8 protein-coding genes and 1 tRNA gene are annotated in these 11244 nt (G+C 60.9%); 1 reads left to right on the top strand and 8 read right to left on the bottom strand.

Going from position 1 to position 11244, the window contains the following annotated elements:
• Positions 1–209: 209 nt before the first annotated feature.
• From Q0K10_RS12580 to Q0K10_RS12570, 3 genes are all read right to left on the bottom strand, one after another.
• Positions 210–285: transfer RNA gene (locus Q0K10_RS12580), tRNA-Arg, on the bottom strand.
• An 80-nt stretch (positions 286–365) separates the two neighbouring features.
• Positions 366–1445: a hypothetical protein gene (locus tag Q0K10_RS12575; RefSeq protein ID WP_294507598.1), complete on the bottom strand. Its 1080-nt coding sequence runs from the start codon at positions 1443–1445 to the stop codon at positions 366–368.
• Positions 1446–1464: 19 nt separating this feature from the next.
• Complete coding sequence (locus Q0K10_RS12570) at positions 1465–2208, bottom strand: glycerophosphodiester phosphodiesterase family protein (protein WP_294507596.1); 744 nt, start codon at positions 2206–2208, stop codon at positions 1465–1467.
• Between the two features lie 186 nt (positions 2209–2394).
• On the opposite strand from Q0K10_RS12570, the gene Q0K10_RS12565 reads away from it, so the two are divergent.
• Positions 2395–3186: a DeoR/GlpR family DNA-binding transcription regulator gene (locus Q0K10_RS12565; RefSeq protein WP_294507594.1), complete on the top strand. Its 792-nt coding sequence runs from the start codon at positions 2395–2397 to the stop codon at positions 3184–3186.
• 34 nt (positions 3187–3220) lie between these two features.
• Here Q0K10_RS12565 and araA read toward each other — a convergent pair whose 3' ends face one another.
• From araA to Q0K10_RS12540, 5 genes are all read right to left on the bottom strand, one after another.
• A complete protein-coding gene (gene araA / locus Q0K10_RS12560) occupies positions 3221–4651 on the bottom strand; it encodes an L-arabinose isomerase (RefSeq protein WP_294507591.1) in 1431 nt (476 codons plus the stop codon).
• On the bottom strand, positions 4635–5333 hold the full coding sequence (locus Q0K10_RS12555; RefSeq protein WP_294507589.1) for an L-ribulose-5-phosphate 4-epimerase: 699 nt from the start codon (positions 5331–5333) through the stop codon (positions 4635–4637). Before Q0K10_RS12555 ends, araA begins: the two co-directional genes overlap by 17 nt.
• Complete coding sequence (locus Q0K10_RS12550) at positions 5326–6918, bottom strand: ribulokinase (RefSeq protein ID WP_294507587.1); 1593 nt, start codon at positions 6916–6918, stop codon at positions 5326–5328. The genes Q0K10_RS12555 and Q0K10_RS12550 overlap by 8 nt, the downstream gene beginning before the upstream one ends.
• Before the next feature lie 117 nt (positions 6919–7035).
• Positions 7036–9351: a hypothetical protein gene (locus Q0K10_RS12545; protein ID WP_294507584.1), complete on the bottom strand. Its 2316-nt coding sequence runs from the start codon at positions 9349–9351 to the stop codon at positions 7036–7038.
• A gap of 88 nt (positions 9352–9439) precedes the next feature.
• A complete protein-coding gene (locus Q0K10_RS12540) occupies positions 9440–11194 on the bottom strand; it encodes a tetratricopeptide repeat protein (RefSeq protein ID WP_294507582.1) in 1755 nt (584 codons plus the stop codon).
• Between the last annotated feature and the right edge of the window lie 50 nt (positions 11195–11244).

The following is an 11244-nucleotide window of genomic DNA, read 5'->3' as shown; positions in this document are numbered from 1 at the left end:
GGTGAAAATCGACCCGACGCTCAAGCGTAACGATTTCTTAGCCACAGAAGAACCTCTTTGTTAAAAGTTTCTGTGGCTAAGAATAACAGCAGAAAATGCGCCGGTAATTGCCAGTATCGTCCGAAGCCGGAGAAAGCCGAAAACAGGGGGATGAGAAATTTTCGAGTGGTACTCAGTGGTACCTCAAAGGGCGTTTCCGGGCGTAAAAATGGTACCCGGGAGAGGAATCGAACCTCCGACCAAAAGTTTAGGAAACTTCTGCTCTATCCACTGAGCTACCCGGGCATCACAATAAAATAACCCCGCGTCCGCAGAATTTCAAGCCGATCAGGCGAAAATCGCAACGCAGGGCCCGGATTCGAATCTTAACAACCAAACTGATCCCACGGCAGATCAACTTCCGCACCGCCGTTCAGAATCGCATCCATGTGAAACAATAACGGAAATTCAACCCGATTCACACCTCCGGCACGAAGCGCACGCGCTACCCGCGTAATAATCGCAACCGATTCCAGCGTGACACCTTTCAAAATCTTTTCCGCCTCCGCAAACGGTATGCCCCGCCCCAGAAGCGTCCCGAGACGACGCGTCCGGCCACCGAAAATCGTGACGTAAAGATCCCCTGCCCCCGGCACCCCGCCGGCCAGCGCCCCGTCTCCTCCCATGCGCTCCACAATGCGGCGCATCTCAAGACAGCTCTGCGCAAAAAGCGCCGCCTGAGGATTATAGACCGGATTTCGATCCGGCGCCCCCGGCGCACACAGTGCCGTCGCAGCCTCCCCGTCTAAATCCCCGACCTCGCGATCCGCAAGACCTACCGCCAGCGATACCCCCATCGCATAGGCGTTCTTCAACGCAACACACCCTTCCACCCCCGCCACATCCGTCGTGGTCAGAATGTGATAGTATCCCGTCGCAAGCATACCGCGAATCGTCTCAAGTACTGTCGGATCCTCCCCGCAGAAATAAACCATCGTATGACGTTTGTCAAGCAACTCAAAGCAGATGCACGGTCCACCAATCGCATTGAACGGAATCATTCCACGCGTCTTTTCCGGCAGGCGCGACGCGAGCAGGTACGGAAACGGCGTAAGCGTCCCATCCGGATTGTCCCGCAATCCCTTCGTCACCGAAAGCACCGGAATCCCGGGCCGCAGCAGCGGAAGAACCTCTTCCGAAAACCAGTCGACCCCGAAACTGCTCACCCCGCCGATGACCAGATCCGCCCCCTCCAGCGCCCGGTCAAGCTCCTCGACCTGATACGCCCTGACCACAGAAGGCAACCCCTTGCGCAGCGTCGGATGAAATCCGCTCTCCCTCACAGAATCGATGATCTCCCGGTCCAGCGGCGTCCCGACCAGACGCACCTCATGACCATTGTCCGCTGCCGGGCCGGACATCGCCGAACCCATCATCCCCGCTCCGACAATCGTGATGATACTCATTGCAATCCCCCCTGGCCCGTCAACGGTGAAACTCCTGCCGGAAACGGGCAAGAACACGGTCCGGCGCATTCGAGGTGAAGGTATCGACTCCTGCATCGATCATCTTTTGAAGCTGCTCCGGAGTGTCGGCAGCCCAGGAGTCAACTTCGATTCCCAGCTCATGCAGCCTGCGGGAGAACTTTGCGGAAACGTTTCCGATCGATACTCCGATCCGGTCAACCAGGTTCAGATACTCGCGTTTTTCAGGCTTGTCCAGCTCCGACTCATCGATGAAACCATGCAGAAACGCCTTCTCGTTCAGCCCTTTCACAAAATAAAGCATCTGCGGCAGAAAGCTGATGATCGAACAGTTTCCCAGACGGCCGCGCCGGTCAAGTTCCGCAATCACCTTGCGGGCACATTCGCAGTCGTCCTCCTTGAGTTCCACGCAAAGATAGAGTTCCGGACGCTTTCGATCCACCAGATCGAGAACCTCGCACAGGGTCGGAATCCGCGTCCCGGCGAACTCCGGAGCCTTCCAGGCGCCGAAATCAAGTTTCCGGAGCTCGGCAAACGTGAAATTCCGCACCGCACCAGTACCATTGCTGCAGCGGTCGACCGTGTCGTCATGCGTCACGACCAGCTCGCCATCGCTCGTCATGTGGACATCAAACTCCATGGCATCGACATCCAGATCAAGCGCCCGGTCAAATGCGACAAGCGTGTTTTCCGGGTAGGTCGCGGAGAGCCCGCGATGGGCGATCAGCATCGGTTTCCGTTTCATTTTCCAAATCTCCTTTCCGGTTTTCTGATGCGAATATACCTCGCGTTTTTGCGGCAATCCAGCCGCCGGAACCGGCTTTTTTCCTCTTTTTTTGCAAATGCTCAGATGTTTTGCGCATTCGCTCAATTTTCGGCTTGCAAACTGGCTGAAAGGAGAGTATCTTGTTTCCCAAACAGGGAGAATGCCATGAATCGAAGCAGTCAGGAGGAAGCCGTCTGCCGCCTGCTGGAAAAACGCGGAGTCCTGACCACCGGCGAAATCGCCGGAGAGCTCGGATGCAGCAGCGCCACCGCACGGAGAATCGCCGGGCGGCTCGCGGAAAACCGGATCGCGCGGCGAATCCACGGCGGGATCCGCCGGATCGAACCGGATGCAAACCAGTCCATCCCTTTCCCGCTCCGGGAACAGTGGTTCAGTCGCGAAAAACGGCTGATCGCCGAAACCGCCGCTGGACTCATCGCCCGCAACAGCGTGATTTTCATTCACGGCGGTTCAACGACGACCTGGCTCGGAAATCTGATCGACTCCGGCAGCGTCATCACCAATTCTCTGCACCTCGCGGAGCTGATCCGGCAACGTTTCCCCTCCGACGAAGGGCCGGAAGTCATCATTCCGGGCGGGACACTCGACCGCAAGGCCGGCATCCTGACCGGCACCCGGGCGGAACGCGCCATCGCCGGATATCACGCCGACGCGGTGCTCTTCTCCGCCCGCGGAGTCGATGAGGCGGGCATTCTCGACACAAACGACGCCACCGCAGGCGTCGCACGCACCATGATCGAACATGCCCACCTCGCGGTCATGCTCGCCGATCACAGCAAGTTCCGCGCAGCGGGCATGGCGCGCCTCGTTCCCTGGGGCGCGGTCGATATCCTCGTGACCGGGGCATGCCCGGAAAATCTGCCGATGCTTGAGACGATCCGGAAACAGGGTGTCAAAATCATCACCGTTCCATGCGAAGAGGGGGGTGCACGCTGACGCGGCACTCCCCCTCCCCCGGACAGCTTTCCCGTCAACGAATCTCGATGAGTTCCACCCCGGCAATGCGCGCAAAGTCGCGCAGATGTTCCGGTGTCAACGCCGGAGCGTGTACACTGTGATGCGCTCCACCCGCTTCGATCCAGCGCCGCGCCCCTTCGGCCAGATCCGGCTTCGGAATCCAGACCGTCCGCGCAACCGGGAGTTTCGGAAGATCCTCATCCGGCGCAACGACTTCCACCTCGTTCACGACAAGACGGAAATGCCCATCGAGCTCGATCATGCTCGCATTCAGCGCCGGACCCGGCTTCGTGCCGAACACCAGCCGCGCGGGATCGGACTTTCCGCCGATTCCGAGCGGATGAACCTCAAGCGTCGGCTTCGCAGCGGCGATGCTCGGACAAACCTCCAGCATGTGAGAACCCAGCACACGACCGCGCCCCGGTTCAAAATGGTAGGTGTAATCCTCCATGAAACTCACGCCGCCGGGAAGCCCGCAAGCCATGACCTTCAACGAATGGAGCAACGCCGCGGTCTTCCAGTCCCCCTCCGCGCCAAACCCGTAGCCATCGGCCATGAGCCGCTGCGCGGCAAGTCCCGGAAGCTGATCGAATCCGTGCAGATCCTCAAACGTGTCCGTGAAGCCGGAGTAGTTCCCCTCCTCCAGAAAACGCCGAATCCCGATTTCCTGCCGCGCCGCTGTGCGGATCGACGCCATGGCCGCATCCGAGCGGTCCGGAATCGTATACAGATCCCGGTACTCCCGCACAAGCTCGTCGACCTCCGTGTCCGCGACCTCCCGGACAACCTCGGCAAGATCACCGACACCGTACCCGTCGACCGCGTATCCGAATGCGATCTGTGCCGAGACTTTGTTCCCTTCCGTGACGGCGACTTCCCGCATATTATCCCCGAAACGGGCGATCCGCATCGTCTGCGAATCGAGCCAGGCGGTCGCCGCGCGCACCCAGGCCGCAATCCGGCTTCGCACCAGCGGATCTCCGCAATGGCCGTTCACCACCTTGCGGGCAATTCCGAGCCGTGTGCAGATGAATCCGAATTCGCGATCCCCATGCGCCGCCTGGTTCAGATTCATGAAATCCATGTCGATCGTGCTCCAGGGGATGTCGCGATTCGCCTGGGTGTTCAGGTGAAGCATCGGTTTCTGCAGCAGTTTCAACCCGTTGATCCACATCTTCGCCGGACTGAAGGTGTGCATCCAGCAGATGACTCCGGCGCACTCCGGATCACTGTTGGCCGCAATGATCGCGGCCGTCACCTCCGCCTGAGTCGTCACAGTCGGCTGCCAGACGATCTGCTGCGGAATCTCTCCGCTGCCATTGAGCATCTCCACGACGGCGCGGCTGTTGGCCGCAACCTGCTTCAAGGTCTCTTCGCCGTAGAGGTGCTGGCTGCCGGTGATAAACCGGATCTTACACTTTTTCGCATCAATCCTTCTGCCCATAGTATGCGTTCTTCCCGTGTTTGCGATTGTAGTGTTTCGCGATCAGGGACGGCTTCAGCCGCTGAACCTGCGGATTGATCCGCTCGGTCAGCAGCGCGATTCGGCAGAGCTCCTCAAGAATGCGCGCATTGTAGAGCGCCTTCTCCTCGTTCACACCCCAGGCGAACGGGCCGTGCCCGGCGGCGAGCACCATCTGCACCTCATTCGGATTGAGTTTGTTTGCCCGGAAATGTTCCACGATGCGGCGGCCGGTCTCGATCTCGTAATCCTCCTCGATGCGCTCGTCGGGAACCGGTTCGCTGCAGGGGATGTCGCAGGCGAGATGATCCGCGTGCGTCGTTCCGTAAATCGGAACCGGCCGCTGCGCCTGCGCCCACGCCACAGCGTAGGTCGAATGGGTGTGTACGATTCCACCGATATGCGGAAACTCCCGGTAGAGAACCAGATGCGTATTCACATCAGTCGATGGGCGCAGATTGCCGTCCACCACCTTTCCCTCCAGATCGACAATGACCATGTCATCCGGTTTCATTTTCGCGTAGTCGACGCCGGACGGCTTGATTGCGAACACGCCGAGTTTGCGGTCGATCGCACTGACGTTCCCGAACGTATAGATCACCAGTCCGAGGCGCGGCAGTTCGATGTTCGCGCGGTAACATTTCTCCTTGAGTTTCTTATACATGTTTCATCGCCTCCTCTTCCAGCAGCCCGCCCAGCGCGAGATAGCGCCGGTACTCATTCTCATACAAGACGGAGTTTTCCTGCACCGGTTCATAAACCCGGTCCGCACCCGCCCCCATCTTCTCCATCGCCGTATTCAGGTCCGGATGAACCTTCGCCGCCACGGCCGCGAACATCGCCCCGCCGAGTGCACAAGCCTGGTCCGCCGCCGGCGTCTTGATCGGCAAATGGAAAACATCCGCGCACATCTGCATGATGAACGGAGATTTTCGCGCAATTCCACCGATCGCGGAAACCGCCCGGACCGGAACCCCCTCCTCGCGGAATCGCTCGATGATCCGGCGCGCGCCGAACACCGTCGACTCCGCCAGCGCCCGGTAGACCATCGGCGCACTCGAACCGAGATTCAACCCGAGAATTCCTCCGCGCAGATGCGGATTCGCATCCGGCGTGCGGCGGCCGTTGAACCAGTCGAAAGCCAGAATTCCGGTCGAACCGGGAGTGATCGCCGCAGCCTCCCGCTCCAACTGCGCGATCGAAATTTCGCCGGCGTATCCGAGCAGACGCTTGAACCAGGCGTACACATCGCCGAATGCGGACTGCCCGGCCTCCAGCCCGATCATCCCCGGAATCACCGAACCGTTTACCTGACCGCAGATGCCGCGCACACAGGTTTTCACATCGGGCGCGACGAGAATGTCGCAGGTCGAAGTTCCAACCACCTTCACAAGTTCATACGGGGCGATCTGCGCTCCGACCGCCCCGAAGTGGCAGTCGAACGCGCTGCCGGAAACAACCACCGATTCCGGCAGTCCGAGTTTCGCCGCCCATTTCGGAGAAAGGGTTCCGACCGGGACCTCCGCCGTCGACGTCTCCGTGTAGAGCCGGGCCCGCAATCCGGCAAGCAGCGGATCGACACCGGTCAGAAACGACTCCGGCGGCAACCCTCCCCACGACTCGTGCCACATCGCCTTGTGTCCCGCGGCACAGCGGCTGCGGGTCATCGTGAGCGGATCGGTCCGCCCGCAGAGCTCGCCGGTGATCCAGTCGCAATGCTCGACCCAGCTGAAGGCCGATTCACGCACGGCCGGATCGGTTCGCAGCGTATGCAGGATCTTGCTCCAGAACCACTCGCTCGAATAGATTCCGCCCTCGTACATCGTGTAGTCGACTCCGCCGCGGCTCTTCGCGTACTCATTGATTCGCGCGGCCTCAGCGATGGCGGTATGATCCTTCCAGAGAATGAACATCGCATTGGGATTTTCGGCGAACTCCGACCGGAGCGCAAGCGGTGTACCTTCGCGGTCGACCGCGCACGGCGTCGAGCCGGTCGTATCGATGCCGATTCCGGCGACCCGGGTCGGATCGACACCCTTCAGAACTGAGCGGACCACGCTCTCGATTCCCTCAAGGTAGTCGAGCGGATGCTGCCGGAATTGGTTGTTCGCGGCATCGCAGTAGAGCCCCTCCGCCCAGCGCCGATAGTTGTGGACATGCGACGCAAGGGTTTCGCCGGTTTCCGCGCCGATCAGGACAGCGCGGACGCTGTCGGAGCCGAAGTCAATGCCGATCAGAAGTTTGCTCATATTTCACCCGTTTTAATAAAGAATTTTCCGCATTTGATACGGTATCATCGTTCCGCCGAAAATGCAAACAGGAAACCGTTTTTTATCGGTTCGCCGCGCTCTCCTTCCGAAAAGGGGCTATTGAACCCGTTTCAGAACGACGGTGCTCATCGGCTCGACTTCGACGGACTCCCCCGGCGAAACCGTCCGCCCGGCGGGAAGAATCCGGTAAGCCGCGCCCTTGCCGGGCAACTCGATCTGGAAGGTCCGCCCGGGGGAACTGTTCATCCCGACAAGATACGGACCGTAATCGAGTCGATAGAAGTCGCCGCGCCCGGCGTGCGGAGACTCCTGCCCGACCTGAAACGAACTCCCTTCCGGAATCCAGGCCACAGGCAGCGTTTCTCCGATATGAACCGAGTTCCGTCCGCCGGGATAGCTGACTCCTCCCGCACCGCGCCCGGAGTTGATCCAGTTCCGCCGCAGCCAGGTCATGCCGGAAGGGGAAAACCGGATCTCCTCCCGCACCGTCGCAATGCGCTCAAACTCTGGCGCAATATGATGCACCCGGGCGAGGAAGTTGACTCCCCGCATCGCGCGCCAGTAAAGCGACGCGTAGAGAATCTCCCTGCCGTCTTTCACGGCGAGCACTCCGTTCTCCTCGTCGCTGAAAACGAAATCCGGCTCCCCATCGCTCATGGGAAGCACGCCGCTCCCCTGCTGCGGCAGTTTCATAATGGCCTCATACTGTTCCGGCAGGTGGAGCAGACCGGGCGTGAGCACGTCATCACCGCCCTCTGCAATCCGGCGTGCGAGCCACGGGGCGAATCTGCCCTGAGAAATCATCTGGCGCACAATTCCCGCCGCGTACGGATCTTCCGCGGCCGCCGCGGCCCGGAGTATGGAAACACCGGGCTCCGGAGATTGCACGTAGGCGATCCGGCCGGGAAAAGTCATTTTGCGCCAGTCGATGACGCTCTCGGCCCGGAAAAGCGGATTCCCCTGCGCATCCACCCCCGGATACCGGAAACAGCTTTCGGCCCGGATCGCCTTTCGAAGAGCTTCCCGGAGCGGGCCGTCTCCCGCTTCGCCGGGGGCGGGGCGGGTCGCCTCGTAAGCCTCCCCGAGCCAATCGAGCAATCCACGGCGCACCTGGAGGTCTCCGAACTCCTTCGCCAGTGATTTTGCAGTCAGAAACCGGTGCGACCGGCCGGACGGCCAGCTGGCCGCCCCCTTCGCATCAAGCGGCCCGGACCAGGGTTCGATCCCGGCCGACTCCCGGAGAAATCCGAGGACACGCCCGGGAGCAATTCCCTTCCCCGGCGCAATCAGCCGCAATGCACAGTTGCTCCAGTAAAGATTCAGATCGACAATCCGCGACTGATCCGCGAAGGGGCGGCGATGCGTGGAAAGGTGCTTCACTCCGGCTTCGAACAGATCCGCCCACAGAGTTTTGCGGGGAACCTTGCTTCCGTCCGGCAGCTCCACCGGCCGCTCCAGATGTGGAAGCAGCACCTCTTTCATCAAGACGACCGCCTCGCCGGCCGGACCGAATCCGCACCATTCGGAATCGGGAGTGTCGACCGTGTTGCGCACGAACCCGGGATCTTCCATATTGCGCAGCGCAAGTTCATCGAGACCGGCGATCAGTTTCTCCACAATCGCGGGGTTCCGATACGCCTTCGTCCAGCGGATGGAATACGCGTGTGCAGCGAGTTGCATCTCCTCCTGAGTCCGGAAACGCGCGCCGGGTTCGAACCAGCGGTTTATCCGGGCGTTCGCCCGGCTTCGAAACGCCTCAACAGCCCGCCCGGCGTCCTCCGGTTCCGGCGGAATCGGCTCAGGCGGAATTCCCTGCCTCTCATCCGCGGGAGGAAGAAAAAAGCCATCGTCATGAACATAAAATCCGTAGATGCCGCGGCTCGGAGAACGCATCTCAAGTTGATAATCGGCAAAATCGCGTTTCTCCGGCGCGATCGGCCCGGTCGCGGCGATTTCGAATTCCACCATGCTCCGCCGGTAGGTCGCAGACATCGGAATCGGCATGGTGACGTAGTAGAACCGACCCGGCACAGCCGGTTCCGCACTGCCGTGATCGAGAATGTCCACGTCGCCGAACAGGCGGTAACCGATCTGCTTGCCGTCGATGGAGACGATCAGCAGATTTTCATTCACATCTCCGCCCCAGAGCTTCACTGTGGCATAGTTGATCCGGCGTGGATTCACGTGCATTTTGAACTTCATGCTCCCGCCCTGCCATGAAATCGGTTCCGTCGGCAGAAGTTTACGAGCCGGCTCGCCCAGGGCGGCCGACTCAACCAGGCCGATTTCTTGCCCGAAAAATCCGTGATTGAGTTCCGACTCCGGATCGCCGAAGCGGATGGAATCGAGTATCGCGGCCCCCGCTGTCACTGCGGCGGATACCGCTGCCGCGATCATCAAAAAACGTTTCATTCACTCCTCCTGTCTCTGCACGTGAACGGAATCACTGCTGCTGCCAGTGTCGTCGCTCCCGGCAGCGCGCCTTCCGTCCGCATCCGTCTCATTCCCCGGCGATGCCGGGCAATGCGAGCGCCCGTTCCACCTGTCCCCGGAATCCGAATGGATCCGGAGACTTCTGCGCTTTCCGGTAAAGTTCGCGCGCCTCAGCGTTTCGTCCCTGAAGCCGCGCGGCCTCTCCGCGCAGGAAATAATACTTGATCGTCAGATCCTCCATTGCGGCCGGATCGCATTTCGAAAGCTCCGCCTCCGCTCCGGCTGGATCGCGCTGCTCCATACGCAGCAGAGCCGCGTAATAGTGCAGCAGCGAAGCGTTGCCGACCCGGTTTGCGAGCGCATCGTCGATCAGCCGCCGGGCGGCGTCGAATTCCCGCAGCATGATCAGCCGGATCAAGAGATTCATGGCGGGCGCCTCCGCACCGGTCAAACGGTAGCCGTCCACGAGAACGCTCACCGACTCCGGCGTCGTTTTCCCCCCTGCGCGCTGTTCGAGTGCGAGCGCCCAGGCGACGAAGTCCGACGCTCTCCAGAACGGCGTCTCCCGCATCGGATTCACGAAGAATGCCGCGGCCAGAACCGCTCCGGACAGCGGAAGAAACAACCGGCGGGGACGCCTGAGCGCGATCCGCACGCTCTCCACTGCCAGCAGCGCGAACGGCAGCAGCAGAATCAGCCGGTAACGACCCATCGGCCAGTTCGCCGAGATCGGCAGAGCCAGCGTCAGCACGGCCAGAACGATCACGCCCTCCCGCTTCAGAAACCGCCCCGTCAGGAGGACGAGGAGAAGACCGGCCAGCGCAAACGGAATCAAAAGTCCCGGCCCGATCAGCAGCTTCAGTCCGGGGAAACAGTCGCGAATGAAATAGTAATTCAAGTTGTCCGGAATCTCGTGGGCGAGGAACACCATCGGCACCCGGCCGGCGGCATTCAGACCGATCCGGAACAGCCGGTACGGTACGGAACTCCGGAACGTCGCCCCGGCCTCCCCCGTTCCGCCGGCGGCGGAAGGCTCAAGATTGTTGACCGTCGCAGAGTATCCGATCACATTGAAAAACGGACTTCTCCCGCCGTTGAAACTCCAGTTGAGCACCGTCACAAGGATCCAGACCGCCGCGACGCAGGCGACGATCCACCCCGCCCGGCGCCATCGACCTTTCCGCTGCCGGAACAGAATTGCGCCACTCCAGCCGACTGCCGCGACCACCCACAGCAGGGCGGTCGGCCGTCCGATCGAAGCAAGTCCGAGAAGAATGCCCGCAAGCAGCCCCGCGCTGCGGCTGAAATGATGTCTGCGGGCCCGGAGAATTCCGGCGAAACTCGCGGAAAATGCGAACAGGAGCAACGTCTCCTGAAGCATGGAAAGTTCATACATCACCGCGGGCGCGTAAAACGCCGCGACCAGTCCGGCCGCGAGCGCCGCACGGCGGCTCCCCCACAACCGCAACGCCGAATACGCCGTCAGCACGGCGGTTCCGACCCCGCAGAACATCTGAATCACGGCGAGCGCCACGACCGAATGGGCCCCTCCGTTCAGATGATAGACCAGCGCCACGAGTGTTCGGTGCAGTGTGAACACCGCCGGCATCCCGTCCACGCCCCACTCGCCGTAACGCAGCAGAGACTGCATGTCGAGCCCGGGAATCCGGTGAAAAAAGCGCAGCGGTGAATCCAGCCACGAGAAAAAAAGCACCAGACGCACCGCCAGCGCAGCCGCCCCGACGATGCAGAGAAGTCCCCCTTCCCGCTGCAAAGCGCCCGGCCGCCCGGCAGAATCCGATTTGTTCCATCCGTCCATCATCCTTAGAATATACTCCAGCCGAAACGCGATTGCAAGGAGAAAACCTCCGC

The organism is uncultured Victivallis sp., assembly GCF_944391105.1.
Taxonomy (GTDB): domain Bacteria; phylum Verrucomicrobiota; class Lentisphaeria; order Victivallales; family Victivallaceae; genus Victivallis.
This window is presented reverse-complemented; position numbering and strand designations above follow the sequence as displayed.

Bases quoted from the DNA above. Each gene is read 5' to 3' on its own strand.
- Q0K10_RS12575 (WP_294507598.1), bottom strand. From the start codon at position 1,445: ATGAGTATCATCACGATTGTCGGAGCGGGGATGATGGGTTCGGCGATG.
- Q0K10_RS12570 (WP_294507596.1), bottom strand. From the start codon at position 2,208: ATGAAACGGAAACCGATGCTGATCGCCCATCGCGGGCTCTCCGCGACC.
- Q0K10_RS12565 (WP_294507594.1), top strand. From the start codon at position 2,395: ATGAATCGAAGCAGTCAGGAGGAAGCCGTCTGCCGCCTGCTGGAAAAA.
- araA (WP_294507591.1), bottom strand. From the start codon at position 4,651: ATGGGCAGAAGGATTGATGCGAAAAAGTGTAAGATCCGGTTTATCACC.
- Q0K10_RS12555 (WP_294507589.1), bottom strand. From the start codon at position 5,333: ATGTATAAGAAACTCAAGGAGAAATGTTACCGCGCGAACATCGAACTG.
- Q0K10_RS12550 (WP_294507587.1), bottom strand. From the start codon at position 6,918: ATGAGCAAACTTCTGATCGGCATTGACTTCGGCTCCGACAGCGTCCGC.
- Q0K10_RS12545 (WP_294507584.1), bottom strand. From the start codon at position 9,351: ATGAAACGTTTTTTGATGATCGCGGCAGCGGTATCCGCCGCAGTGACA.
- Q0K10_RS12540 (WP_294507582.1), bottom strand. From the start codon at position 11,194: ATGATGGACGGATGGAACAAATCGGATTCTGCCGGGCGGCCGGGCGCT.